The sequence below is a fragment of the Oceanobacillus sp. FSL W7-1293 genome (assembly GCF_037969815.1).
GTDB classification, from domain to species: domain Bacteria; phylum Bacillota; class Bacilli; order Bacillales; family Amphibacillaceae; genus Oceanobacillus; species Oceanobacillus oncorhynchi.
The window spans coordinates 250,150-276,066 of the sequence record NZ_CP150212.1 but is presented as its reverse complement, the minus strand read 5'-3'; the positions used below and the strand labels follow the sequence as shown (position 1 = coordinate 276,066).

The window sequence follows — 25,917 nt, the reverse complement described above, 5'->3', positions numbered from 1 at the left end:
TACCATGGGCATCCATGCGTTTTTTTACTTTAGGTACATGATATTGTTAAGCACCTAAATGATTTTCAATGACTTTTACGATTCGTTCTGCATAGGCCTGGCAATCTTCCTCTGTCTTTGCCTCTACCATGACACGCACAAGCGGTTCTGTTCCAGATGGGCGGACTAAAACGCGTCCATTCTCTCCCAATTCCTCTTCCACAGCTTGTACTTCATCTAAGATGATTGGGCTGGTCAATGCTTCATTCTTATCTGTAACCCGAACATTGATCAATGTCTGCGGGAAAATAGTCATTTCGTCTGCCAGTTCTGAGAGGGTCTTGCCTGATTCACGCATTACATTCACAAGCTGCAATGCAGATAACAGACCGTCTCCTGTAGTAATATAATCTAAAAAGATAATATGGCCGGATTGTTCCCCGCCTAGGTTATAGTCGTTTTTACGCATTTCTTCCATGACATATCGGTCACCGACTGCCGTCTTATCGCTTTTCAGACCAGCTTCTTCTAATGCCTTATAAAAGCCTAAGTTACTCATGACAGTGGATACGACAGTGTCCTTACGCAGCATCCCAATTTCTTTCAGGTATTTTGCGCAGATGAACATGATTTTATCGCCGTCCACGATGTTTCCTTTTTCATCCACAGCAATCAAGCGATCACCGTCTCCATCAAAAGCCAGTCCGACATCCGCTTCTTTATCCAGCACATATTGCTGTAGCCCTTCCGGATGGGTAGAACCGACACCATCATTAATATTCAGGCCGTTCGGTGTAGAGCCTATGGAATGAATGTCAGCCTCCAAATCTGCGAATAGATGTGTAGCCAGGCTGGATGTTGCTCCATGTGCACAATCCACAGCGATACGTATTCCGTCAAAATCGTTATCAATCGTATCTTTTAAGAAGGACAGGTATTTCTGTCTGCCTTCAAAATAATCACTCACTGATCCGATACCAGCGCCTGTCGGGCGAGGCAGATCATCCTCTTCTTGTTCTAATAAAGCTTCAATTTCTGCTTCCTGAGCATCTGTCAGCTTGAATCCATCTGAACCGAAGAATTTAATCCCGTTATCTTCTACAGGATTATGGGATGCAGAAATCATCACCCCTGCCTGCGCGCTCATTGCTTTTGTTAAGTAAGCGACCCCCGGCGTTGAAATAACACCCAGCCGCATTGCTTCTACACCTGTTGACAGCAGACCTGCGATCAACGCGCCTTCCAGCATATGTCCAGAAATACGTGTATCCCTGCCGATTAAAACGCGCGGCTTTTCACTGCCTTTTGTTAACGTATATCCGCCAAAACGGCCGAGCTTGAATGCCATTTCAGGAGTCAGCCCTTCATTTGCTACTCCCCTGACACCGTCTGTTCCAAAAAATTTACCCATTATTATATCTCTCCTTTGACCATACAATATACAACTATTCTTCTGCTGTTTCAGCCGGATCGATTATTTCCACCGTGACTTCTTCCACATTTCCTGTGGCAGTGACATCCTCAGGAGCTTCAATGTCAATAGGCACGTCATGCTCTCCTGATTCTAAATCAGATAAATCCAGTACGGCGTTGATATCATCTGCCGTTAAACCATTGACCACCGATGCATCTCCTGTCACTTCCACTTCTAATGCAGGATCTGCATAAGATGCTTCCAATCCATTTGCTAAGCCTTCTTCTTCTAAAGCTACATTCTCGATTACATTTGCTCCTTCTACTTCTACCGTAACTTCTACCTCTTCTGTCTCCGGCGCTTGCACGTTTTCCGGTAAATCAAGCGGTACTTCAACTGTGCCGGATTCTTCAATCTCGGATAAGTCCAGCGGCTCGGTAGTCACTTCTGAAATATCCTCCAGCACGTCACTTTGAGAGTAAATCTCCACTTCCTCTTCATTTGGAGAAATAGAGTCCAGCTCAAGGTCTTCTTCCAGCTCACCTGTTGTCTCTACAGAGAGCGGTACAGACTTGCTTGGATTGTCGACTTCTACAGAGACCTGAACACTTTCAGGGTCTAATCCGACATTCAATTCATTTCCTTGTACATCATATACACTTATCGGAAGCTCCCGATTATTAATTGACTCATCGACACCTTCCATATTCACATAGGCCCTTACAGAGCCAATCGATTCAATGACACTTGCTGAGCTTGTGATCGTTATCGTTTCCGGATCGACACTGTAATCGACCACTTCGTAACCATCTGCCATCAGGTCTTGATTAATCAGATCAGCAGTTACAGTAAACTCTTGAGATGCCCGTTCTTCAATGGTGACTTCTGCTGTTTTCGGCTCAATAAATACTTCCACATCTCCTGCTATATTATGCTGCAGTTCAACAACATGCGTTCCTTCTTCTAACCCTTCTAAGTCAACGTACACATCAAAATTACGTTGAAGTATGTACGGTGTCATACTGCCTCGATTCCCTTGCAAAGTGACATCGACCTCTTCTGGAACATCGCTGACAACATAGCTGTCGCGGTCAATACGGATATCCACTGGAATTTGTTCCAAGGTTTCTGTGGAAGTGGTTGAACCAGAAAATGTTGAATCGGAATTTGGTGTTTCGGACACATTGACAAAAGCATAGAGTGTTACCGCAAAAGCTAAGGAAAGAATACGGACAAACCACTTACTCTTAAACCAATTATCCACGCTTACCAGTCCTCCGTTTCCATGATTTTTTTTCAGAGGCTTTCGGCACGATTGATAAATGCGTTAAAAGCATTTCTCTTAATTTTTCTTCATCGATATCACGATGCAGCTCTCCATTTTTTGTACAAGAGACGGCACCTGTTTCCTCAGAAACAACAATCGTTAACGCATCTGTTACTTCACTGATTCCCATTGCAGCACGGTGCCTTGTTCCTAACTCCTTGGAGATAAATGGACTCTCAGATAAAGGCAGGTAGCAAGCCGCAGCTGTTATCTCTTCATTTTTTATAATCACTGCTCCATCATGAAGCGGTGTATTTGGTGTAAATATGTTTGTCAGAAGCTGGTGAGTAAGCTTTCCGTTGATTGGAATCCCTGTTTCCGCATAATCCCCAATTCCTGTTTCTCTTTCAATGGAGATAAGCGCACCAATTCTTCTTTTACCCATATAATTACAAGACGTAACGATAGCCTCAATTTCATTTTGTATAATTTCTTCTGCAGAGCTTCCCGATCTGGCGAAGATATTTCCTCGTCCCAGCTGCTCTAATGCTCTTCGCAGCTCCGGCTGGAATAAAATAACAATTACAATAACTCCCCAATTAATAACTTGGCCTGTGATAAATTGGATGGTTTGTAAGTTTAACAGCATACTTACTCCCCACACAACCATTACAACTGCTATTCCCTTTAACAGCTGAATAGCCTTTGTTCCTCTGATCAGCATGATTAATTTATATAATACATACCAGACGAGAGCGATATCAACGCCAATTCGCAGCAGATCTAAAAAGTCAAATCCCCCATCAAGCATGTGCACACATCCTTTACCCAATAGAATTACCTGTTTGTTTTAAACATTATCTTAAAAGCAATTATTTCTCACGGAGAACTGCCCGTAAAATTCCCGCCTCTAAATAGAGAATGGACTCGGTTTATTTAAGCAGGAGATAACGTGAGTCAGCTCTCTGAATCCTTCAGCGGAGGGAAAGAACAAATTCCCGCTGAAGAAAGTTTCGTTTTATATTAACATGAACTATTATGAATTACAGTCGATAATTATTATATCATAAATTTGTAAAAACAGACCTGTCTGTAGTTTATTATTTTCTTTAGAAAATGGAACATCCATTAAAATGTGTGTTGGAAAAACATGCCAGATTTGATCACTCCAACATCCTGAACCAGCTGTTTTTTCATGATCAATGGAACAGGCATGTTTTACCCCATTATGACAGTTTCTTTCGCCCAAAAAAAGAGAGCGACATCATCTCGCTCCTTTTTTCATTGTTTTATCTTAAAATGCGAATAATCCTTTAAAGAAATTCTTTATATGATACCATATCCACTCAAACGTTTGGTCTATGGTTTCCAGCTCTCCGTTGACTCCTCCTGCAGAGGCCATCAGGCCGCCGCCTTCAAGCTCCGATTCGCCGTCTAAAAGCTCTCCATTAAACAAGGTAACATTGCCGTCAACCGTTCCGAGCACTAATAAATCACCGTTTTTCACGTAGACGTCTCCGGAAACAGTGACACCCTCCGGCACAATCACAGTGTCTCCATCAACGACAAGCTCTTCCTGTGCAGAAACAACAAGCTGATCCGTTCCTTGATTAAACGTGGATGAAAGACTGCCTATCATCAACAAGAAGAAAATGGCTGCTGCAACAAGGATTGGATGATGTTTAAACCAGCGCTTGTACTTTACCGATTTCTTTTCTGTCGGCAATTTATTCATAACGTTTTCTGTAAAACCAACCGGGGCTTCCATCCGTTCCGCACTTTTTATTAAAGCAATGGTTCGATGAAGCTCATGAAAATGCTTCTGACAATCTTCACAATCCTCCAGATGCCTTCTTAGTAAGCTTTCTTCGTCTGCGGAAATATCCCCATCTAAATAGTCATGCATTTTTTTTATATACTCTTTATTGCAGCTCACATCAAGCACGCTCCTTTACACATGTCGAAGCCTTTTTCTCAAGGCCTCTCTTCCACGATGAATCCGCGTTTTTACCGTACCAAGAGGAACATCAAGAATTTCACTGATTTCCTTTAGTGAAAATTCTTCCAGGTACCTGAGCATGATAATACTCCGATATTTAGAAGGAAGCTGAGAAATTTCATGATGAATATACCGCTGCAGTTCTCTGCTCTCTACTTCTTCCCCAGGCAGACGTTCCGTACTGGCAAGCTGCGAATACATATCCAAACCTTCTGTCCCTTTTACTTCTGCATCAAGATGAAAGTCCGGTTTACGCTTGCGCATGCGGTCAATGGTTAAATTCGTAGCTATGCGGTATAACCATGTAGAGAATTTTCTGCTCTCATCAAATGAATCAATATTCACATATGCACGTATAAACGCTTCTTGTGCAATATCTTCCGCTTCGTGCTTATTACCCAGCATACGGTAGCAGTGCTGGTATATTTTATCTTGATAAAAGGATACAACATCCGAAAAAGCAGATTGGTCTCCTTTTTTAACTTCCATAATCTTTTTCTTTATAAATTGGTCCATCTAATTACCTCCGCACTATGCGGTACTCTCTATACGAAACAACCGCTTGTAAGGTTTCACATTTTAAAAAAGAATGTTTATTTTTTTTCCGACAGGGTATATCTAACGATAAGTATACTAAAAAAGGAGTGAAATTTGTGGATAAAAAATCGTTATTCATGGAGATTGAACAATGCAGAGAAGAAATGCTGACATTGTCTGAGAAGCATGGATTAGACTCAGAACCTGTCTTGTCCACAAGCGAAAAATTGGATGCATTAATCTTTGCTTATTTAAAAAAATCCTCTTAAATCATCCTTACTCTATTTTTAAAGACATCTCCTGTGTATGTCTTTTTTTGTTACATTTCCTACCCACAAACATCTCTATGTAAATTTCCCCTAACCAACTATATCTCTATGAATAATAATATCTTATTTTGTCCTTCACTTCATTAAACATTTTTTATTTTTTATAAGAAACTTGAAAATATTTGAAAGATGGTATCAGGATTCCTGTGATTTACATGCAAAAAGAAAAGAACCGATTTACAATGCATCGAATTGCAAAACGGCTCTTCTTTGTTGTTTCTAAAAATTCTTAAACAGAATCATTCTCTTTCATTACTGTCTCTCCGCCGATAAAAGGAGATAACGTCAAGGCTTTAATTCCTGCTTCTTCCCAAGCAAGTGCTAACTGCTCTGCTGCTTCCTGCGAAGGCATAAAAGCAATTCCGCAATCTCCGCCTCCAGCTCCAGAAGGCTTCCCAGCGCCTCCTAAATCCTCTGCCAAGTTACATAAGACGGTTAAATCAGGTGTCTCAATATTTGTATTTGCTGCTTTCCCTACTTGATTCAGCGCTTTTCGATTAGCCTTTATCCCAGCAAATAATTGATTGATACCATTATCTTTTGCGCCAGTTAAAAATTGAGATACGGCATGTTCACTATCTTTCAGAAATGCCGCATATGCTTCCGCATTATTTATTTTCAATAATCGCACCTGGTTCACTAAATCTTTCGTAGATGCGGCACTGCCTGTCCAGCCTACACAAAAGTAAACATTCTCTGGCAGCGTAATCGGCTTCGTTTTATAATATTTCCAATCCTTCTCTACGACTTCTGAAACAGAATCTGCTTTCTGGTATGCTTCAAGAAGCCAATCTGCTTGAAAAGAAGAGAATTGAAGCAGTCCGCCATAAGTGGATGCAGCGATATCTGCTCCCGATCCGTTCCCTTGCGTAATCACATGCGATATCGCAGCCAAACGGAATATGATATCTTTTTCAGCCAATCGCGGAGCCTGAAAACGTAAGACTCCCGCCACGATAGAAGTAACAATTGCTGCACTGGAGCCTAATCCATATTTCACGCCAGAGGCATCATCCAGCTCACTGCGTGTAGAAACATGCATTGGAAGAACTGGCAGTCCTTGTTCTTCCAGATAACGATAAGTGACCCGGAGTGCACCCTTTACAAAAGACAGCCGGGGGTCATCTGATTCAATATGTATATCTGTCTCTCGCCAAGACCATGGGACCTTATGAAGAGAAAAGTCCGAAAGAGTCAGCTGGTGGCTATCGGCTTCCGATACCGTTGCATAAACAAAACGGTTCACAGCCATTACTGCCAGATTCTGATAAGGCTCTAATACGGCAAACTCTCCCGCAATCATTAATTTTCCTGGTACTTTGACCGTGATTGATTTTGCCACCATATTATCCTCCTATCTATAACTTATTCCGCTTCCAGGCTTGCTGATAATGATATCTTCCACGCCTTCTGTGGCCTGCAGCTGTTTTTTTAATTTATCTTCATCTTCTGGTAAATATAAAACTTTGACATTTGGGCCAGCATCAATCGTAAAAAAGGCAGGAATCCCTTGTTCTCTTAAGGATTGTACCGTCTGCATCACACGCATTGTCGTATCCTGCCAGTAGGTAAACGGCGGGTTCGCTCCCAATGTGGTTGCATGCATTCGCATGCAGTTCGCCTCTGCGACACTCCCCATTTTCTCAAAATCTTTTACTTTAATGGCCTGTTTTATTTCTTGCAGATCCTTTGCTGTCTGCTCTAGCCAGCCTGCATAAAAAGGAGATGTTTCTACGGTACGGCGCATCCCCTCTCTGCTTGAGACCTTTTTCTCTGTTTTTGACAAGACGACAGCAGCAATGCGAATATCCCAGTGTGACTTATCAGCAATTTGCACAGCAAACGAATCGGAGCCATCTTCCCGTTCCCCCATTTGCCATTCAACAAAACCGCCGAAAATCGAACGGGAAGCAGAACCAGAGCCTTGACGAGCCAGCCTCGATAATTCCGTATCATCTAAGGAAAGTCCGATTGCTTTGGAGCTTGCTGCAGCTAATGCTGCAAGACCAGATGCAGAGGAAGCAAATCCGGCAGCAGTAGGAACATGATTCACAGATTGAACCTGTGCATAGATTTCCTTTCCAGAAAGAGCACGCACCTTATCTAAAAATACCGCTACCTTTCCAAGCGCATCTCCTTCTACATTCTGTTCATTCAAACGAAAGGAATCTTTTTTTAACCCTTCCTGAAAATGAACGGTTGTCTCTGTAGAAAAACCATCTAATGTCACGGAAAGGTTACTGTTGGCAGGAAGAATCAATGATTCATTCCGCTTCCCCCAATACTTGATTAAAGCAATATTCGTATGCGCTCTTGCTGTTGCCTTCATATTATTTGAATCTCCTTTTCTACAATCCCTGTCAAATCATTCTTTTCGTGCGGCTCCATTTAGCGGGGGAAAAACCCCGCTGAATGAAGTATCACTTTATTTTTTCAGAACAAATGGCCAGACTGCCGCTGCGCCAAACCGGCGTAATTTTTCTGCCAGCTGCTTTGAATGAACTTCATTTTGCGCAAGCGCAATGATACAGCCGCCATTTCCGCCGCCTGTCAACTTCGCACCCAAAGCCCCTTCTTCCCGGGCAAAGCGAATCAATTTATTTAAACCGGCATCACTGACTCCTAATGCTTCCAGTTCTTTTTGTGCTTCATTTAACAGTTGACCTAAAAACTGTTTACTTGCTTTTTCTAATGCATCTTTTGCATGATGCGTTAATGCTCCGATCCGTTCTATTTTGGAATGGATACGCTGCGGAGCGGCTTTTAACAGATTTGCTACCGATTCAACCGATGTACGTGTATCCCCGATTCTGCCGGAGTCTGCAACAATAAAATGCAGGTCTTCTCCTAATTCAATGTGCTCAACAGGACTTCCTTTTTTATACCACACTGGTTTATCGGAAGTGATCGTTAAGGTATCCAGCCCGCTTGGCGCTCCATGCGCATAGGTTTCTGCCACATTCGCTAATTGCAGCAAATCTTCTGTCGAGCATTCCTTATCGCAATAATGGAATAAAGAGCGAATAATAGAAATAGCTACAGATGCACTTGAACCAAGACCCTTTCCTGGCGGTACCGAAGAATTAATCCGTATTAACAAATCTTTATAAGGAATCCCGAGATATTCACAAGAACTAGAGACACATTCTACGATTCCTTCCAGCTCTTTCGGGGCATGCCGCAATGGTCCATGATAAAAGGCACTGTCCATTTTCACCGCTCCAGGGACATACTCAATTACCGTCTCTACGCCAATTAAAGGAAATGGAATAGCAATTGCCGGCTGTCCGTGTACAACCGCATGCTCTCCAATTAAAATGACCTTACTATGAGCTACGCCAATAGCTGTTTTTTCCGACGCTGTTACTTTTTCTGCACTCATTGTTTATACTGTTCCACCAATTCTTTAGCTTTTCCCACACGGATTTCTTGTTGTTCTACTAATTGTTTTGCTATCACATCAATCATCTCCCCAGTTGCTCCGCCAGCTATCGCAACAGAACGTGAATGAAGCGCCATATGCCCTTTTTGAATCCCATCTGTCGCCAACGCTTTGAGCGCTCCAAGATTTTGAGCAAGACCAACTGCTACAATTACCTGCGCAAGCTCTTCTGCTGATTCAATTTGCATAACGGATAAAGAAAAATCAGCTAATGGGTGCACACGAGTCGCTCCCCCGACAGTTCCTACCGACATTGGCAACTCAATTTCACCAACGAGATTACCTTCTTCATCCTTTGACCACATAGTCATGGAGCCATAATGACCATTTCTGGCAGCATAAGCATGTGCTCCTGCCTCTACTGCCCGCCAATCATTTCCTGTCGCAATGACAACAGGATCAATCCCGTTCATAATCCCTTTGTTATGCGTTACCGCACGATACGGATCAGAGGCAGCAAATTCATACGCATGGATGACACCATCTCTGACCTCTTCTCCAGCAAACGAACCTGTTTTTAGCAGGTGCGGAGGAATCACGCATTTCGCTGTAACAAGGCTGCGATCGGCATAGTTCGATAAAATACGCAAATGCACTTTTCCTTTGGTTATTTCTTCTACAATCGGCGCAATCGATTCCACCATGGTATTAATCATATTCGCTCCCATGGCATCACAGGTGTCTACATAGATATGCATGACCAGCATTTTGCTATAAAACGATGCATCGTCCTCATTCAAAAGCCGTACATCTAAATCTTTCACACCGCCGCCACGACTGACAATGCTTGGGTAGGCATCATCGGCAGCTTTCATTAATGTATCTTTTTGATGAAGGATTTGCTGCTTTGCTTCTTGAAAATCCGGACATCCAACCACCTGAATCTGCCCTATCATCAGTCTTTCTTTTGATTCTGTCCGAAAACCGCCAGCCTCTCTGACTATCTTCGCAATATGACTGGCAGAAGCAACAACAGAAGCTTCTTCGATAGCCATCGGTACTACATATTCTTTCCCGTTTATCAAAAAGTTTAATCCCAATCCGAATGGTAATTGATAGGTACCAATGACGTTTTCAATCATATTATCTGCTTTTCCTACCGTAAGCGCATCGGCGTTAGACAAATTTTGCGTTTCTGCATCTGTTAGAGTAAAGGCCTCACGTAATAATGCCCGCCTTTCTTCTACCGTCATATTATAAAACCCTGGTATCCTTGAAGAGGTCATGCCTAGCTCATCCTTTTTATTTATCATATCTGAAATATGCTTTTTTATTACAATGTACTAAAATAAACTATTTTGATTATAACACGAATTCTATCGTTTTTTCATTCAGAAGATACTTATTTCGTGACTGGAACTATGTTCGCAGCATTACCGTAATGCATTGGTGTTTCCAGCTTCTAACATATACCAAAAACGCTGGACTGCTCAGACTATGGCAGGCTCTTTACTAATGGCGAACTGTTGTTCAAATAATATGAGATTTTTATCCTGATAAAGAAAAAAACGAGATAAAATTATCCCGTTTTTCTGTGTTTTATACTTGTCATACTTGTAGTGAGCCATGAAGGATTCGAACCTTCGACCCTCTGATTAAAAGTCAGATGCTCTACCGACTGAGCTAATGGCTCCTATGATAAGACAGGTCATTATGTATAGTCCCCTGTCCATAAAAAAATACTATTATCAGTAATAGTATTATCATGTATTTCTTCTAAAAAATAAAAATGGCTGGGCCACCAGGATTCGAACCTGGGGTACACGGGATCAAAACCCGATGCCTTACCGCTTGGCTATGGCCCAATAAAAACATGGTGGAGGGGGGCAGATTCGAACTGCCGAACCCTGAGGGAGCGGATTTACAGTCCGCCGCGTTTAGCCACTTCGCTACCCCTCCATAATATTGTTAACCATATTATCAATTATATACATGAAAAAATGGTGCCGGCCAGAGGACTTGAACCCCCAACCTACTGATTACAAGTCAGTTGCTCTACCAGTTGAGCTAGGCCGGCATGATGGTGGAGGATGCAGGGCTCGAACCTGCGACCCCCTGCTTGTAAGGCAGGTGCTCTCCCAGCTGAGCTAATCCTCCATTTGGTGACCCGTACGGGATTCGAACCCGTGTTACCGCCGTGAAAGGGCGGTGTCTTAACCGCTTGACCAACGGGCCATAATGCGTTTCTGAGAGGCTTTTTGAAAGCATCTCTCGCAAACTGACGAATTTTATTATATCGAGGAACCAACCGTTTGTAAAGGGAAAAATGAAAAAAACTTTATTTTATTTTTCAAAAGCCGCTAAAACGCTCCTCAAAACCTGTTATAACAATATTTCCAGAGCTTAATATTTCTTATTTTGACTCGTTTCTTCTATAGTATAAAACCAGTGGCAGTATCTATTTTTCTATAGCAGGAAAACCCTGACACTCTTAATTAGAAAAGAAAAACAGTATATAACTTTATCACCTGGTACTAATCCGTTATAATAGATGCTAAGTTAAATGTTGAATGGAGGATACGTATGACAAAATTATTAGAAGGTAAAAACATTGTTGTAATGGGCGTCGCTAACGAAAGAAGTATTGCTTGGGGTATTACAAAATCTCTACATAATGCCGGAGCGAACCTTATTTTCACCAATAGACAGGAAAGATCCTACAAAAAATTAGTAAAACTTTTAGAGAAGCATGAAATTGAACCAAAAGCAATCATCTCTTGCGATGTTGAATCCGATGAAAGTATCCAGGGAGCCTTTAATGAAATAAAAGAAAAAATCGGCGTGATTCACGGCTTGGTTCACTCTGTTGCCTTTGCTAAACGGGAAGACCTGCAGGGTGAATTTGTCACTACTTCCCGCGATGGTTTCCTGCTTGCTCAAGAAATCAGCGCTTATTCCTTAGTAACCATAACAAATGCTGCGAAGGAACTGATGACTGAAGGCGGTTCGATCGTTACCCAAACTTACATCGGAGCAGAACAAGTCGTTCCCGGCTATAACGTGATGGGTGTTGCTAAAGCTTCTCTGGAAGCAAGCGTCCGCTACTTAGCTGAAGATGTGGGCAAAGACGGTATTCGCGTGAACGCTGTGTCGGCCGGTCCAATCCGAACACTCTCTGCAAAAGGAGTAGCTAACTTCAACGAAAAATCTCAAGTTGTGGAAGAAAAAGCTCCGCTGCGCCGCAACATCGACCAAGAGGAAGTTGGAGATGCAACATTATTCCTTCTTAGCGAACTGGCACGTGGAATCACCGGCGAAGTATTGCATGTAGATGCCGGATTTAATATTATTGGCGGCTAATCTCTCAAAAACTGTCTCTCTTCATTATTTAAGAAGAGGCAGTTTTTTTTATTAAATAAATCCATGTTCTCTACTACGTTTAATCACTTTTTATTCCGGGAACAAGTAGTAATGGATATTCAAAAAGGCTGATAACGTGTGTTGAATATTCTTTATTGAAAAACAAGCAAAGGGGTGGAGAAAATGTATAACTATATACAGCATTATATTAACGGTCAGTGGGTTGATTCCACTGGAAACGAAACAATTGATGTAATCAACCCTGCAACAGAAGAAAAAATTGGTGAAATCAGCTCTGGTACCAAAGAGGATCTTGATAAAGCAGTTCAAGCTGCACGGGATGCTTTCCCAGCATTTTCACAAACAACCAAAGAGGAACGTGCTGATTTATTAGACCGTATCGCAGATGAATATGAAAAACGAAAAGATCAATTTATTGAAGTTATCATGGCTGAGCTTGGCTCTCCAGTAACATTTACAACCAACGTGCAGTATCAGATGGGATTAAATCACTTCCGGACAGCAGCAAAGCTCGTACGTGATTTTGACTTCACAGAAAACCGGGAAAACTCCTTTATTCAAAAGGATGCGATTGGCGTCGCTGGTTTAATCACGCCTTGGAATTTCCCGACAAATCAGGCGTCTACAAAGCTCGCTAGTGCGTTTGCAGCAGGCAGCACCGTCGTATTAAAACCATCAACAGAAACACCTTTCGCAGCTGTCTTATTAAAAGAAGTGTTCGAAGCTGCCGGTGTTCCAAAAGGCGTATTCAATCTGGTAAACGGTACTGGCTCTACCATCGGTAACGGCATCAGCTCTCATCCAGATATCGACTTTGTCTCTTTTACAGGCTCCGGCGGCGTAGGTACGAAAATTATGGAAAACGCCGCTCAAGATATTAAAAAGGTTTCCTTAGAGCTTGGCGGTAAATCGCCAATTGTCGTATTGGATGATGCAGATGTGGATTATGCTGCAAAAACAGCTATTTCCCATATCGCCGGCAATACAGGTCAGGTATGTACTGCAGGAACGCGCGCGCTCGTTCCAAAATCCATGCATGATGATTTTATCCAAGCGATTAAAAAACATCTTCCTGAGTACCCTGTAGGCGATCCAAAAGATGAATCTACTTTCACTGGACCGCAAGTATCAGAGGATCAATGGAATACCGTCCAAGACTATATTCAAAAAGGCATCGACAGCGAAGCAACCCTCGTTGCCGGGGGCACAGGTAAACCAGAAGGCTTAGAAACAGGATATTACTCTAAACTGACTGTATTTACTAACGTAAAACCGGAAGATACGATTGCTCAGGAAGAGATTTTCGGTCCTGTACTTTCCGTTATCACCTATAACGATTTAGATGAAGCAATTGAAATTGCCAATGGTACAATTTATGGGTTAGCTGGCTATGTTGTCGGTAATGATCCGGATGCGCTGACCAAAACAGCAAAAAGCCTTCGTTCCGGCAGAATTGTAGTCAATAATGAACAAGCTGACTTCACCGCTCCATTTGGCGGTTTCGACCAATCTGGTATTGGACGCGAATGGGGAGACTACGGCATCGAAGAATTCTTAGAACCAAAAACGATTGTCGGCTTACCTTAATAAATACCACATTCAATGTCAGCAGCAAATGAGCTGCTGACAATTTTTTTGCCAAAAATAGCTTGACATCCCCTCTAAAAACCTGTAAATTTTAAATCGTAACGATTACGAATGATAAGAATTACATGTTCATTGTTTGTTTTTTCACGAAGCAAACCATAATAGCAATGATTACTTATTTTTCTTTTTTATAAGAAATTCAAACGTACTATATAAATTAATGGAGGTTCAATTCAATGAAAAAACGGGTCATTCTCTTTTTCGGTTTATTCCTTCTTTTCCTTGCAGGCTGCCAATCTGCAGACGACAGTCAGGACGGAGATCAGGAACAGCTTGAAATTTCTACTACTATTTTTGCATTAGAAGATTTTATTTCCAAAATCGGCGGCGATTATGTCGATGTAGAAAGCATCTACCCGCCAAATGCGGATGCACACACATACGAACCAAGCTCACGTGAGATGGTTGATTTAGCTAAGAAAGATTTATTTATTTATTCCGGTGTCGGTATGGAGCCTTTCGCTTCCAAAGCGGAGGAAATTCTGGACGGAGAAAATGTGGAGGTCTCTGCCACCGGTGAAGATATCCCTCTTCGCGGAGAAGCAGAGCATGCACATGGAAATGAAGAAGAACATTACAACGAGGAAGAAGCAGAGGACAACGGTGACATTATCATTGACGGCATCAATGACCATTATCACAGCGGCGATACAGCTTCTATAGAAGCAGAAGCAAATGTCGATGAAGACATCGCAGAATGGAACTGGTATTTCCGCACAGAGGGTTCAGAGGAATGGGAATTGAATGAAGAAGCGGACGATGCTTCCTTTGAAACACAAATCAACGATACATTAGAAGTAAAACTGGAGCTTGAAGATGCAGATGGAGAAGTAATTGCCGAATCAGGCATCGTTGAATTATTGATCGATAATCATGATGGCGAAAGCGGTATTGGCGACCCGCATGTTTTCCTCGACCCTGTCATCAGCATTCAATTAGCTGAAAATATTACCGACCTTCTTATCGAAAAAATGCCAGAACACGAAGCATATTTCGCGGAGAATTTAGAGGAATTAGAAGGACAATTGGAGCAGGTGGACCAGGAATTAGCACAAACGATTGAGAACGCAGACCATCCGCAAATGATTGTCTCTCATGCAGCATACGGCTATTGGGAAGATCGATACGGCTTAGAACAAATCAGTATACACGGGCTATCCTCGTCACAGGAGCCTTCTCAATCTGCTTTGGTGGAAATAGTGGATACTGCCCGCGAATATGATTTAAAGTATGTTGTCTTTGAACGGAATATCAGCAGCAGAATCAGTGAAATTATCCAAGATGAAATCGGCGCTGACAGTGCTGTACTGAGCAATATGGAGACTATTACCGAAGAGGATATAGAAAACGGCGAAGATTACTTCAGTCTGATGGAAAAAAATATTGAAACGTTAGAAACCGTACTAAACGATTAAAAAGAAGCTTTCAGCCAGATATGATTTATCAGGCTGAAAGCTTTTTTTGTTCTATTATTCAGAAACCGGATAAGCATAAGCAACAAAACGATCCGGTGCACTGCCTACAAAGTGAAATGGATAACAGGTTGTTACGACTAATACCTCTTCTCCCATTTCTCCGATAACAGAAGTGTCGTCCTCAGGCACAATTTCCGTTTCTCTTATTTCATACGTATACTCTCCATAAGGCATCTGTACCACAAACGTGTCTCCTATCTCCAATTCACCAAAGTCACGAAAAACCGTATCCCGATGCCCGGATAACAGGATTTGCTCTCCCTGTCCAGGAAAAACAGAATTGGATAAGTGTCCGACTCCTTTTTGCAATGAATCTGGATCCGTCCCCTCCACGATAGGCAGCGTTTTTCCCAATTTAGGTATCTCTAAAATAGCAAATGCTTCATCCTGGTCCGCATCAAACGTTTCTATTGGCTTTTCTGCTTCATCCCCTTCACTGATTCCTTGCTCTATTCTCTCCTCCGCCTGAATTAAAGACTGCTTTTGCGATTGTTCGTGTCCTATAATTTGATAGCCAAAAACACCAATACAAATGACGCCTGCTATAATAAAAAGAATCCCAATCCGTTTCATTGAAGCCGCTCCTTCACCAACCAAAATATGTATCTCCAACACTGAATCTATAACAATTATACTATACTTTCGCTTTTCTATCCAAACCTCGTCAGAAGTTATTTTTCACCATTTTCATATGTTATAATTAATTTCTAAAATAGAAATGAAGAGGTGCACAATGAATACCGGTCAACGAATCATTCAATTACGGTCGCAACGGAATTGGACACAAAAAGAGCTCGCTAAACGGGTAAATATGAATGTCAGTGTCATGAATCGAATTGAATCTGGCGAACGCCCAATTAAAGGAGAAGAATTAACCGCTATTGCCGATACATTGAAGGTTACTGCAGACTATTTATTAGGCAGAGCAGAAGAAGCTCCTTCTAGTGCAGCTGACCAAGAGAATGGATTGATCCAGCACATTCAAAAGATAAGTCCCGATGCCGAAGCGATGCTCCGTGATATGGCAGCTCTCACTTCCGCGGAAATAAAGGATGTGTATGATTATATGTTATTTAAAAAGAGCAGAAGAAAGGATTGAGAATCCTGTTTCTATCTGATTCGCCCCATGACGTTGGCACGGTGATTTAAAATGCACCCAAGCTGTTGAACAGCCATTCTTGTAAACTTCTACCTGAAAGGGGTGATGTATTGCCAAAACTCGAATTCGTCTGCCCTCCGGCGAATGTACAGTTTCTTTTAAAAGGTACAATGAAACACCTATACGATAGAGGGAAAAATACACTCATAAATGGAAACGCATTCAAAAATCAGAAAGCGAGGATAATAATATGAGAAAACCAGTCGTTGGAATCAGCTATAAAACATATGTTAACACAATCGACAAAGCAACGGAATTAGTAAAAGCCTTAGCAGAAGTGGCCAAAAACGAAAACGAAGTAGAAAAATTCGCCTTCCCATCTTTAGGTGTCCTCTACCCAGCAGCACAAGCCTTAAAAGGGTCTGAAATTGCCTTTGGCGCACAAAATATTTCACCCTATGAAAATGGCGCTTATACCGGAGAGATTTCAATCGAATCCATTATCGACATGGGCGCAACCCATGTGGAAATCGGACACGCGGAGAGACAACATATTTTCCACGAAACACTGGAAATGATTCATTTAAAAACTAAGCTTACGCTGGAAAAAGGGCTGACTCCTGTTCTATGCATTGGTGAAGAAGCGTACTTGGAGAATAAATCGGAACGGAAACAGGTATTGAAGGAACAAATCCTTACTTCCTTTGGTGAGGTCGACACACAACATATTGGAAGGGTTATCTTAGCTTATGAGCCAGTCTGGGCAATCGGAAAGGCAGAAGCAGCCAATGCAGCATATGTGCATCAGACACATGAACTAATCCGCGAAATTGTTAAAGAAGCATACCATACAGAAACAGCAGAAGCCATCCGTATCATTTATGGCGGTTCGGTGAGCAAAGACAATGTCTATGAGATTATCACCCATGACGATGTAGACGGCGTATTCATTGGCCGATTCGGACATGACCCTGCAAATTACAAACAAATTCTTCACACGGTGAAACAAGTAAAAATAAAATAAAAGCAAATGAAATAAAATAATAATTGATATAAAAAATAATTAAAGCCTTTAACGTCCTCTCGTATATCTAAAATGTATACTTTGAATCAAAAGAATCTTTTTCCGTAGAATTGTACACAGTCGAAAAAGATGCTTCCATAAAGTATGCAATTTTATTTTCATTTATTATCATATTGATTAAAAATGAAAATAAAAGTTGATAAAAGAAAATTAGAAGTATATAATGAAAGTAGATTAAATATACGAGAGGAGTTTGCAGAATGAAAATTGGTATTGGTGCAGATCATAACGGATATGAATTAAAAGAAACGTTAAAGAAATTTATTGAAGAATCAACCGATCATGAAGTGGTGGACTTCGGAGCACATTCCGGCGATGCTGTGGACTATCCTGGGGTTTCCTTCAATGTAGCAGAAGCCATCAGCGAGAAGAAAATAGAACGCGGCGTGCTTATTTGCGGAACTGGTCTCGGCGTTGCAATTGCAGCTAATAAATACCCAGGAATCCGCGCAGCAACAGCGCATGACACGTACTCTGCAGAACGCGCTCAATTAAGTAATAACGCCCAAATCATCGCACTGGGAGCCCAAGTCATCGGACCAGAGTCTGCTAAAAAAGTAGTGGAAGCCTACCTGAATGTAGCATGGTCCGGCGGATCTCAACGCAAAGTAGATCAAATCACTGACAGAGAAAGCCAATTTCTTGATCAGAACTTCAAAGATGCAGCAAAAAGTTCTTGTTAACGCTTTCAATATTATCATAAGGAAAAGCACTGTACGTAAGAAAATTCTTGTACAGTGCTTTTCCTTAAAGTTATATAAAAACAAAAAATTACTGCCTTTACAGCGCAGAAATCACTTGAATATTATGATTCACAAGAATCCGCTCTGTATCCGAATCAATGGAATCATTGGTAATAAGTACATCTATCTGATCTGTACTTGCAAACGGCGCACTAGAAGTCACCCCAATTTTAGAATGGTCAATAACAGCCACAATTTTCTGCGCTTTCTTCACCATATGTTGTTTTAATTCAACCTCATACAAATTAAAATCGGTCATTCCATTTTCTACCGAAAACCCATTGGCAGAAGTAAAAAGAATATCAATATTAAGCTTGTTTAATAACTCCACCCCTAATGTGCCTTCCATTGTCGTAGAACCCTTCGTCACTACACCACCAATTAAAATAACCGTAATATTCGGGTTATCCTTTAACTCCAGCGCTGTTTGAATCCCGCTCGTTACCACTGTCAGCCGGATCATTTGTTCATTAAGATAACGTGCTAACTCAAGTGCTGTCGAACTGGCATCGAGCAAGATACATTGCTTTTCTTCAATGAACTGAAAAGCTTCCTTAGCAATCAATGATTTTTCTTTACGGTTTTGCTTTTCACGCACAGAAAAACTGGTGTCATAATCCACTTCACTCTGTTGATTTAACATTGCACCGCCATGTGTACGAGTTAAAAGACCGTTTTTCTCCATTTTGTTTAAATCTGTACGCAAGGTTGCTTCAGACACACCGATTTGCTCCGACAATTCTTTCACGGTCAGCCGCTGCTTATCATGCAAGAGTTCCATTATCTTGTTTCTTCTTTCCGTAACAAACATTTTCATCATCCGTCATCCTCGCAAAAAAAGTATCTATTCCTATTCCTAATTAGTCCATAGTTGTCTATGGTGTATTATACCATAAAATGAATGAATAAAATAATAAATGAAAGCGATTGATAATTTTACTTTAAATAATGAGTTTTTTTATTAAAAGTTATGTATCCATGCTCCCTAAGCAGAAACAAAGGAAATGAAATATCCTCCATCTATCGGATTCGGTTTGCTCCCGATTCTTCATAGATGAGGATATGATGAGTTTGGCAGAATTAATATTGGGTTCACCAAAAAATTAAATCTATGCGGATCCTAAACAAATAAATGCTCCACTTGTGCCACAATATTTTCAACACAAAATCCATATTCTTCGATTAACTTATCTCCATTTCCAGAAGCCCCAAACGTATCTATACCAATCATTACTCCATCATTACCAAGATAACGGTCCCACCCAAATGGAGAGGCCATTTCAATAGCAACCCGCTTCTTCACGTTAGGCAGCAAAACACTTTCTTTATAAGAGGATGTTTGTACTTCAAAACGATCCCAAGATGGCATACTTACGACAGAAGTATCTATATTCTTCTCCCGCAATACCTTTTGAGCCTCGACAGCCAGCTGAACTTCAGAACCGGTTGCCAAAAGAATAGCATCAGGCTCATCTTGAGAAGAATCACTCACCACATAAGCGCCTTTCTTCACACCTTCATAAGCACTTTCCTTTGTTCCTGGTAAAGTCGGAAGGTTCTGCCTCGATAATACAATAGCTGTTGGCTGATCCGTTGTCTCCAAAGCAAGTCTCCACGCTGCCTGCGTTTCATTTCCATCCGCAGGTCTGATAAGAGACAAACCAGGCATTGCCCGGAAAGAAGCAAGATGCTCCACCGGTTCATGAGTGGGCCCGTCTTCTCCAACTGCAATAGAATCATGTGTCCAAACATAGGTGACTGGCAATTTCATTAAAGAAGACAATCTTACTGCCGGACGTAAATAATCACTGAATACAAAGAAGGTGCCGCCAAATACGTTTAACCCGCCATGAAGGGCCATCCCATTAAGCGCTGCCGCCATTGCAAATTCACGCACTCCAAACCAGATATTTTTCCCGGCGTAATCATCCTTTGAAAAATCAGATACATCCTTTATCGTTGTTTTATTAGATCCTGCCAAATCCGCACTGCCCCCGATGAAATTAGGTACATTTTCTGCGATAGCATTTAATACTTCTCCAGACGAAGCTCGCGTTGCCAAAGAAGAACCAGCTTCATAGGCCGGGAGATTTTTATTCCAATTAGCCGGTAACTCTCCCTTTATCGCTGATTGCAATTGTTTCCCCTCTTCCGGATACTTATCGATATAAGCTTCAACCAGTTCATTCCAATCACTTTCCGCCTTGGCACCTTTTTCTGCAACTTTATTTTTAAAATCTTCATATACTTCAATGGGGACGTGAAAAGCATCATATTCCCAGCTATAGTTTTCTTTCGTAAGTTTTGCTTCCTCTTCACCAAGAGGCGCACCATGCGAAGAAGACGACCCGGATTTATTTGGCGACCCATACCCAATTACCGTTTTCACTTCAATTAACGTCGGCTGTCCAGTATTTTGTTTAGCTGCTTCCATTGCTTTTCTTAAAGCATCGACATCATTTCCATCTTCCACCCGAATGACTTCCCAGCCATAGCTTTGAAAACGCTCCTGTACATTCTCTGAAAAAGATCTATCCAAATCACCATCTAGTGAAATATCATTTGAATCATACAAGACAACTAATTTACCTAAACCAAGGTGTCCGGCTAAGGAGGCTGTTTCATGAGAAATTCCTTCCATTAAATCCCCATCACCTACAAGTGCAAAGGTATGATGATCGACTACATGAAATTCATCCTTATTATAAGTAGCAGCCAGGTGCGTTTCCGCTATCGCCATCCCGACAGCTGTCGCAATTCCTTGTCCGAGCGGACCAGTTGTGGTTTCTACGCCATCCGTATGATGCACTTCCGGATGTCCTGGCGTTTTAGATCCATACTGACGAAAATTTTTAATATCATTTAATGATACGTCATAGCCTGATAAATGCAGTAAACTGTATAAGAGCATCGAACCATGACCAGCCGAAAGGACAAAACGGTCACGATTAAACCACTTTGAGCTTTTTGGATGATGCTTCATAAATTCCGTCCATAACGTGTAAGCCATTGGCGCTGCACCCATCGGCAGACCGGGATGCCCTGAATTTGCTTTTTCAATGGCATCAATGGATAATGTACGAATTGTATTAATAGATAATTGTTCTGTCGATACGTTTGTAGTACTTGTCATTTTGAATCACCTTCTCCTTATTTTATATAAGCTATTGTTTTTAATCGCTTCAATAATATAGAGGCACTCCTTAGAAATGCCTCTATATTAACCTCATATCTATTTATTTAATTGCTCTACCCATTCTCTCATGGATTTAAAGATGATCCATACACTTGTAGCTCCAGCATCCTGATTACCAAGCGCTCTTTCTCCTAAAGATTTTGCTCTTCCAAATTTCGCAATATAATTCTTAGAATTCTCTACTCCATCAGCAGCATTTTCTTCTGCTTTTTTCAAAGCTTCTAACAGTGTTGCAGAGTCAGTTACACTTTCTTTCAACCCATTAACAGCCGGCTCCAGAGCGTCAATCATTGTTTTATCTCCTAAACTGGCTTTACCTCGCTGCTTAATCGCTTCTAAGGATGCACTAAAAATTTCCGAAAGTACAGGTACATCCAATTCACTTTTAGAATCCAGATCTTTTACACCGCCAAGAAACATCGTGCCGAAAATAACGCCAGAAGCTCCTCCCATAGATTGCACCATGGACATACCCGTCGTTTTAAAAATATCATTAACCGTTGTAAATTCTTGATTCTTTAGATTTTCTTCCACTTTTTCAAAGCCTACTGACATACCAATTCCATGGTCGCCATCACCAATCGCACTATCCACTTTTGTTAACAATGGCTTATTTTCTCTTATTTTTTCTCCTGCATAGAGAATCATTGCTTTTGTTTGCGCAGCATCCAATTTTTTTACGTCCGTTGCCGTCATTGTAAATCCCTCCAACTCCATTATTTCTTGTAGTATGGTGCATTTGCCGGAGCATCATAATATGCTTTTAATTCATCATCCAATTTCAGTAAAGAAATCGAAAATCCACCCATTTCCTGGGTTGTACAATAATTATTTACATCGATATCATGAATGCCAATTCCTTTTTCATCCAGAATTTGCGCTACTTTGCGGTTAACGATAAACAGCTCCATTAACGTTGTTGAGCCAAGTCCATTGATTAAAACACTCACTTCATCATCCGAGGTCAATTGGCTTTCATCTAACAACTTTTCCATTAATTGATTGGTAAGTTCATCAGCCGGCATTAGTTTTGTCCGCTCCATCCCTGGTTCTCCGTGGATACCCATGCCTAACTCTATTTCATCATCAGCTAATGTAAACGTAGGTTCTCCAGAATCAGGAATGGTTCCCGGCGATAATGCTACCCCAATAGAGTAAGTATGTTCATTCGCTTTTTGTGATACCGCTGTCACTTCTTCTAAAGAAAGACCTTTCTCAGCAGCTGCTCCTGCCACTTTAATAACGAAAATATCTCCCGCGATTCCACGGCGATCTTCTTTTCTTTCTAACGGTGCAGAAACCACATCATCCGTCACTTTAACAGTCGTCGTCTGCACATCTTCAAATTCAAGTAACTCTGCTGCCATATCAAAGTTAAGAACATCCCCTGCATAGTTCCCATATATAAATAAAACTCCTTTACCAGAGTCCACTGTTTTCGCTACCTCTTGAACCGTATTCGGCGTAGGAGCAGCAAAAACATTTCCAATCGCAACTCCGTCAGCCAGCCCATCACCAACTACACCAAAGAAAAGAGGTTCATGACCGCTTCCGCCACCAGTAACAACAGCAACTTTATCTTTTAATTCTTTTTTAACGATTCCGTTTACTCCCTCTACTTTTTGGAAGCTACCATGATGCGCGCGCATGATCCCTTCTAACATTTCTTCAACTACATCACCTGGATTGTTAATGACTTTTTTCATGAGAGGAACCTCCTCGGTTATTTATGTATTGTTTTGCAGAGTTCTCTCCTTTCTCTTTAGAGGAGGGAACTCTACAAGTTGTAATAGCTTTACTTATAGCCGTTATTGATTAATTTCACACACAATTTTAATGACTCTTCTAGTGCATTTGAATCGGCAATTCCTTTACCTGCAATATCAAATGCTGTCCCATGAGCAGGGGTTGTAATTACAATTGGCAATCCCCCACTAATCGTAATTCCTTTGCTAAATCCTAATGTTTTCATTCCTATTTGAGCTTGGTCATGATACATTGCGAGCAGAGTGTTAAATGATTCTTTTTCTAACCTAAGGAACATTGTATCTGCCGGGAATGGCCCATGAGCATCCACACCATTCTCTTTCGCTTCTTCAATTGCCGGGATGATAATATCATTCTCTTCATCACCTAATAATCCATTATCTCCTGCATGTGGATTCAGCCCAGCAATTGCTATTTTTGGTTTAATACCCGCTTTAGAAACAATCTCATTAGCAAAATAGATACTTTCTAGTACACTTTCTTTAGTAATATTTTCTGCAACTTCTTTTAAAGGCACGTGAGATGTCACACGCGTAAACCATACATCATTCATTACATTCACTTCACTAAATCCTGATTCTAATTCAAATACAGAAGCTACTAAATGAATATCATCCTTAAATTCATACCCGCCCTGATACAGGGCACTTTTATTCATAGAACCATAAGTTAAACCGTCCAACTTTCCTTCTTTTGCCAAATTAAGCGCATATACTAAATTGTCTCCTGCAGCTTTTCCTGAGTCAGCAGATAAAGTACCATATTCGACATCATTAGGATCCGTAGATTTTACATCAATAAGCCATAAGCTGCCCTTCGCAGGATCAACATCGTCTATTGTATCTACCTTTTGATACTTCATTTCATTACCCGCTACCTCAGCACCTCTTTGAAAGATTCTTTCGTCTCCTATTAAAACCCATGTTGCTTGTTCTAAAATTTCTTCCTTTATCATTGCTCTCGCAACAATTTCTGGCCCTACCCCTGCCGCATCTCCATATAATAACCCAACTCGTGGTTTACTCATTTTAACTCCTCCAATGTATAATAAGCTTCTGTTTAAATATTTAAGCAGAATAATCTGCTTTATTAACTTTTCTATCTCTTATATATTTCATAATTATTGGTAAAAATAACATAACAATTGATACTACAATTAAGGTTAAACTGATTGGCCGAGTGAAAAATATTGAAAAATCACCATCAGACATTTGAACTGAACGTCGAAATTGACTTTCTGCAATTGGACCTAAAACAACGCCCAAAATAATTGTAGCCAATGGGAATTTGAATTTTTCAAGGAGATATCCAATAATACCGAAAATCACCATTACAATTACATCAAAAAAACTATTTCTCAGTGTATAAGTTCCAATTAAACAAAGAACAACAATTAATGGTCCCAGAATGGAATACGGAACCTTCACTATTTTCTCAAAAATTTTAATGAATGGTGTTGAAAGAAACAACATTAAAATATTAGAAATTAATAAGCCTGCAAAAATGGTATACATTAAAACAGGGTCAGAATTAAATAACATTGGTCCAGGCTGCATTCCATGAAGTATAAATGCTCCAATTAAAATTGCTGCTGTTGCTCCTCCTGGTATCCCTAATGAAAGCAAAGGTACTAATGTACCAATACCAGCAGAGTTACTAGCTGCTTCTGATGCAGCAATTCCTTTTGGATTCCCTTTACCGAAAGTGTCTTTTTCCTCTTTTTTAGACCAGCGAACTGTTTCACTATATGCCAGCATTGCTGCTGTTGTTGCTCCGACGCCTGGTAAAATCCCAATGAACATACCAAGTACTGATGTACCTGCAATTGTTCCTCTAATTTTCTTAAATATCTCTCTTTCAAATAGTTTTGTTTTTACTACTTTTATTGCATTGCCCAAACTATGAGATTCTGTACTGCGTTTAATGAATTCTGACAATGCAAAGAGTCCGGTAATCACAGGAATTAATTCGATACCTGACGTTAATGGCGTATAATTAAAGGTATACCTCAAAGTTCCCGTTAAAGCATCCATTCCTACCGTTGCAATCATTAAGCCAAATAAAACTCCTATTAACCCTTTCAAAATATCCTTCCCACTTAAAGATGCTACAACAGTTAGCCCCATAAATGCTAAAGCAAAATACTCTGGTGATGAAAATGATAAAGCTACATTAGCAAGCAATGGCGTTAACGTGATTAAACAGAAAACTCCAAATAAACTACCTAACACCGCACTAATAATTGTAATACCTAACGCGCGCCCGGCATATCCTTGTTGCGCCATAGGATAGCCATCATAAGTGGTAAAAATCGCTTCCGGCGTTCCTGGGGTACGAAGTAATATCGATCCAAAAGCACCAGATAATGCTGTAACCGAATAAATCCCTGTGAGTAATATAAAAGCTGCAGCAGGCTCAAATGAGTATGTAACTGGTAGTAATATAACAATCAACATCGTTCCACTTAACCCTGGTATTGCTCCACCTATGTAACCTATAACAATGGACAGAAATAACATTAATAAGTTCATTGGTTCAGTCACAACATTTAATATCCCTATCCATAAGTACTCTAGCATATTCTCCCTCCTTGACTTAAACGGTTATTAATATATTCA

The 25,917-nt window shown here is 40.9% G+C and carries 23 protein-coding genes and 6 tRNA genes; 7 read left to right on the top strand and 22 right to left on the bottom strand.

Annotated elements, in window-relative coordinates; genetic code table 11:
* Positions 1–46 precede the first annotated feature (46 nt).
* The 5 genes from glmM to sigW form a co-directional block, all read right to left on the bottom strand.
* Complete coding sequence (gene glmM / locus MKY65_RS01480; protein ID WP_339181655.1) at positions 47–1,390, bottom strand: phosphoglucosamine mutase; 1,344 nt, start codon at positions 1,388–1,390, stop codon at positions 47–49.
* 34 nt (positions 1,391–1,424) lie between these two features.
* Positions 1,425–2,657 (bottom strand): CdaR family protein, encoded by a 1,233-nt coding sequence (locus tag MKY65_RS01475; RefSeq protein ID WP_339181653.1) that lies wholly within the window; start codon positions 2,655–2,657, stop codon positions 1,425–1,427.
* Positions 2,650–3,471 carry a diadenylate cyclase CdaA gene (gene cdaA, locus MKY65_RS01470; RefSeq protein ID WP_339181651.1) on the bottom strand — a complete coding sequence of 274 codons (822 nt, stop codon included), beginning with the start codon at positions 3,469–3,471 and terminating at the stop codon, positions 2,650–2,652. The genes MKY65_RS01475 and cdaA overlap by 8 nt, the downstream gene beginning before the upstream one ends.
* 483 nt (positions 3,472–3,954) lie before the next feature.
* A complete protein-coding gene (gene rsiW, locus MKY65_RS01465; RefSeq protein WP_339181649.1) occupies positions 3,955–4,596 on the bottom strand; it encodes an anti-sigma-W factor RsiW in 642 nt (213 codons plus the stop codon).
* A 15-nt stretch (positions 4,597–4,611) separates the two neighbouring features.
* On the bottom strand, positions 4,612–5,175 hold the full coding sequence (gene sigW / locus MKY65_RS01460) for an RNA polymerase sigma factor SigW (RefSeq protein ID WP_339181645.1): 564 nt from the start codon (positions 5,173–5,175) through the stop codon (positions 4,612–4,614).
* 137 nt (positions 5,176–5,312) lie between these two features.
* Between sigW and MKY65_RS01455 the strand changes: the two genes are divergently transcribed.
* Positions 5,313–5,465 (top strand): aspartyl-phosphate phosphatase Spo0E family protein, encoded by a 153-nt coding sequence (locus tag MKY65_RS01455; protein WP_339181642.1) that lies wholly within the window; start codon positions 5,313–5,315, stop codon positions 5,463–5,465.
* Positions 5,466–5,754: 289 nt separating this feature from the next.
* Here the strand turns inward: MKY65_RS01455 and MKY65_RS01450 are convergent, their stop codons facing one another.
* The 10 genes from MKY65_RS01450 to MKY65_RS01405 all read right to left on the bottom strand — a co-directional run bounded on the left by MKY65_RS01450 (position 5,755) and on the right by MKY65_RS01405 (position 11,142).
* Positions 5,755–6,870, bottom strand: coding sequence for a phosphomevalonate kinase (locus MKY65_RS01450; protein ID WP_339181640.1), 1,116 nt, complete (start codon positions 6,868–6,870; stop codon positions 5,755–5,757).
* A gap of 9 nt (positions 6,871–6,879) precedes the next feature.
* Positions 6,880–7,854 (bottom strand): diphosphomevalonate decarboxylase, encoded by a 975-nt coding sequence (gene mvaD, locus MKY65_RS01445; protein ID WP_339181639.1) that lies wholly within the window; start codon positions 7,852–7,854, stop codon positions 6,880–6,882.
* Positions 7,855–7,950: 96 nt separating this feature from the next.
* Entirely contained in the window at positions 7,951–8,907 is a 957-nt protein-coding gene (gene mvk / locus MKY65_RS01440) for a mevalonate kinase (RefSeq protein ID WP_339181636.1), read from the bottom strand.
* Positions 8,904–10,193, bottom strand: a complete 1,290-nt coding sequence (locus MKY65_RS01435) for a hydroxymethylglutaryl-CoA reductase, degradative (RefSeq protein ID WP_339181634.1) — start codon at positions 10,191–10,193, stop codon at positions 8,904–8,906. The genes mvk and MKY65_RS01435 overlap by 4 nt, the downstream gene beginning before the upstream one ends.
* 334 nt (positions 10,194–10,527) lie before the next feature.
* A tRNA-Lys gene (locus tag MKY65_RS01430) sits at positions 10,528–10,600 on the bottom strand.
* Between the two features lie 97 nt (positions 10,601–10,697).
* Positions 10,698–10,772: transfer RNA gene (locus MKY65_RS01425), tRNA-Gln, on the bottom strand.
* A 9-nt stretch (positions 10,773–10,781) separates the two neighbouring features.
* Positions 10,782–10,866: transfer RNA gene (locus MKY65_RS01420), tRNA-Tyr, on the bottom strand.
* Between the two features lie 42 nt (positions 10,867–10,908).
* Positions 10,909–10,984, bottom strand: a tRNA-Thr gene (locus MKY65_RS01415).
* A 4-nt stretch (positions 10,985–10,988) separates the two neighbouring features.
* A tRNA-Val gene (locus MKY65_RS01410) sits at positions 10,989–11,064 on the bottom strand.
* Positions 11,065–11,067: 3 nt separating this feature from the next.
* Positions 11,068–11,142: transfer RNA gene (locus MKY65_RS01405), tRNA-Glu, on the bottom strand.
* Between the two features lie 348 nt (positions 11,143–11,490).
* Here MKY65_RS01405 and fabI point away from each other — a divergent pair.
* From fabI to MKY65_RS01390, 3 genes are all read left to right on the top strand, one after another.
* A complete protein-coding gene (gene fabI, locus MKY65_RS01400; RefSeq protein ID WP_339181631.1) occupies positions 11,491–12,267 on the top strand; it encodes an enoyl-ACP reductase FabI in 777 nt (258 codons plus the stop codon).
* Between the two features lie 183 nt (positions 12,268–12,450).
* Entirely contained in the window at positions 12,451–13,875 is a 1,425-nt protein-coding gene (locus MKY65_RS01395) for an aldehyde dehydrogenase family protein (protein WP_339181628.1), read from the top strand.
* A 236-nt stretch (positions 13,876–14,111) separates the two neighbouring features.
* Positions 14,112–15,350, top strand: coding sequence for a zinc ABC transporter substrate-binding protein (locus MKY65_RS01390; RefSeq protein ID WP_339181626.1), 1,239 nt, complete (start codon positions 14,112–14,114; stop codon positions 15,348–15,350).
* 54 nt (positions 15,351–15,404) lie between these two features.
* On the opposite strand, the gene MKY65_RS01385 is transcribed toward MKY65_RS01390, so the two are convergent.
* Positions 15,405–15,983 carry a class D sortase gene (locus MKY65_RS01385; protein ID WP_339181623.1) on the bottom strand — a complete coding sequence of 193 codons (579 nt, stop codon included), beginning with the start codon at positions 15,981–15,983 and terminating at the stop codon, positions 15,405–15,407.
* A 160-nt stretch (positions 15,984–16,143) separates the two neighbouring features.
* Here MKY65_RS01385 and MKY65_RS01380 point away from each other — a divergent pair, with 160 nt between their 5' ends.
* From MKY65_RS01380 to MKY65_RS01370, 3 genes are all read left to right on the top strand, one after another.
* Positions 16,144–16,509, top strand: coding sequence for a helix-turn-helix domain-containing protein (locus tag MKY65_RS01380; RefSeq protein ID WP_339181621.1), 366 nt, complete (start codon positions 16,144–16,146; stop codon positions 16,507–16,509).
* Positions 16,510–16,759: 250 nt separating this feature from the next.
* A complete protein-coding gene (locus tag MKY65_RS01375; RefSeq protein WP_339181618.1) occupies positions 16,760–17,533 on the top strand; it encodes a triose-phosphate isomerase family protein in 774 nt (257 codons plus the stop codon).
* Between the two features lie 260 nt (positions 17,534–17,793).
* Complete coding sequence (locus MKY65_RS01370; RefSeq protein WP_042531027.1) at positions 17,794–18,276, top strand: RpiB/LacA/LacB family sugar-phosphate isomerase; 483 nt, start codon at positions 17,794–17,796, stop codon at positions 18,274–18,276.
* A 97-nt stretch (positions 18,277–18,373) separates the two neighbouring features.
* On the opposite strand, the gene MKY65_RS01365 is transcribed toward MKY65_RS01370, so the two are convergent.
* From MKY65_RS01365 to MKY65_RS01340, 6 genes are all read right to left on the bottom strand, one after another.
* Complete coding sequence (locus MKY65_RS01365; protein ID WP_319022584.1) at positions 18,374–19,156, bottom strand: DeoR/GlpR family DNA-binding transcription regulator; 783 nt, start codon at positions 19,154–19,156, stop codon at positions 18,374–18,376.
* A 300-nt stretch (positions 19,157–19,456) separates the two neighbouring features.
* Complete coding sequence (gene tkt / locus MKY65_RS01360; protein ID WP_339181613.1) at positions 19,457–21,469, bottom strand: transketolase; 2,013 nt, start codon at positions 21,467–21,469, stop codon at positions 19,457–19,459.
* Positions 21,470–21,568: 99 nt separating this feature from the next.
* Positions 21,569–22,228 (bottom strand): dihydroxyacetone kinase subunit DhaL, encoded by a 660-nt coding sequence (dhaL, locus tag MKY65_RS01355; protein WP_339181610.1) that lies wholly within the window; start codon positions 22,226–22,228, stop codon positions 21,569–21,571.
* A 20-nt stretch (positions 22,229–22,248) separates the two neighbouring features.
* Positions 22,249–23,238 (bottom strand): dihydroxyacetone kinase subunit DhaK, encoded by a 990-nt coding sequence (locus MKY65_RS01350; protein WP_339181608.1) that lies wholly within the window; start codon positions 23,236–23,238, stop codon positions 22,249–22,251.
* Between the two features lie 89 nt (positions 23,239–23,327).
* Positions 23,328–24,326, bottom strand: a complete 999-nt coding sequence (locus MKY65_RS01345) for a 4-hydroxythreonine-4-phosphate dehydrogenase PdxA (RefSeq protein WP_339181605.1) — start codon at positions 24,324–24,326, stop codon at positions 23,328–23,330.
* A 40-nt stretch (positions 24,327–24,366) separates the two neighbouring features.
* Positions 24,367–25,878: a tripartite tricarboxylate transporter permease gene (locus tag MKY65_RS01340; protein WP_339181603.1), complete on the bottom strand. Its 1,512-nt coding sequence runs from the start codon at positions 25,876–25,878 to the stop codon at positions 24,367–24,369.
* Positions 25,879–25,917 lie beyond the last annotated feature (39 nt).

Coding starts and splice junctions, on each gene's coding strand:
- MKY65_RS01450 (WP_339181640.1), bottom strand. CDS start 6,870: ATGGTGGCAAAATCAATCACGGTCAAAGTACCAGGAAAATTAATGATT.
- MKY65_RS01435 (WP_339181634.1), bottom strand. CDS start 10,193: ATGACCTCTTCAAGGATACCAGGGTTTTATAATATGACGGTAGAAGAA.
- glmM (WP_339181655.1), bottom strand. CDS start 1,390: ATGGGTAAATTTTTTGGAACAGACGGTGTCAGGGGAGTAGCAAATGAA.
- MKY65_RS01385 (WP_339181623.1), bottom strand. CDS start 15,983: ATGAAACGGATTGGGATTCTTTTTATTATAGCAGGCGTCATTTGTATT.
- MKY65_RS01380 (WP_339181621.1), top strand. CDS start 16,144: ATGAATACCGGTCAACGAATCATTCAATTACGGTCGCAACGGAATTGG.
- mvk (WP_339181636.1), bottom strand. CDS start 8,907: ATGAGTGCAGAAAAAGTAACAGCGTCGGAAAAAACAGCTATTGGCGTA.
- cdaA (WP_339181651.1), bottom strand. CDS start 3,471: ATGCTTGATGGGGGATTTGACTTTTTAGATCTGCTGCGAATTGGCGTT.
- mvaD (WP_339181639.1), bottom strand. CDS start 7,854: ATGAAGGCAACAGCAAGAGCGCATACGAATATTGCTTTAATCAAGTAT.
- MKY65_RS01365 (WP_319022584.1), bottom strand. CDS start 19,156: ATGATGAAAATGTTTGTTACGGAAAGAAGAAACAAGATAATGGAACTC.
- MKY65_RS01390 (WP_339181626.1), top strand. CDS start 14,112: ATGAAAAAACGGGTCATTCTCTTTTTCGGTTTATTCCTTCTTTTCCTT.
- MKY65_RS01375 (WP_339181618.1), top strand. CDS start 16,760: ATGAGAAAACCAGTCGTTGGAATCAGCTATAAAACATATGTTAACACA.
- MKY65_RS01370 (WP_042531027.1), top strand. CDS start 17,794: ATGAAAATTGGTATTGGTGCAGATCATAACGGATATGAATTAAAAGAA.
- tkt (WP_339181613.1), bottom strand. CDS start 21,469: ATGACAAGTACTACAAACGTATCGACAGAACAATTATCTATTAATACA.
- sigW (WP_339181645.1), bottom strand. CDS start 5,175: ATGGACCAATTTATAAAGAAAAAGATTATGGAAGTTAAAAAAGGAGAC.
- MKY65_RS01345 (WP_339181605.1), bottom strand. CDS start 24,326: ATGAGTAAACCACGAGTTGGGTTATTATATGGAGATGCGGCAGGGGTA.
- MKY65_RS01395 (WP_339181628.1), top strand. CDS start 12,451: ATGTATAACTATATACAGCATTATATTAACGGTCAGTGGGTTGATTCC.
- dhaL (WP_339181610.1), bottom strand. CDS start 22,228: ATGACGGCAACGGACGTAAAAAAATTGGATGCTGCGCAAACAAAAGCA.
- MKY65_RS01340 (WP_339181603.1), bottom strand. CDS start 25,878: ATGCTAGAGTACTTATGGATAGGGATATTAAATGTTGTGACTGAACCA.
- MKY65_RS01350 (WP_339181608.1), bottom strand. CDS start 23,238: ATGAAAAAAGTCATTAACAATCCAGGTGATGTAGTTGAAGAAATGTTA.
- fabI (WP_339181631.1), top strand. CDS start 11,491: ATGACAAAATTATTAGAAGGTAAAAACATTGTTGTAATGGGCGTCGCT.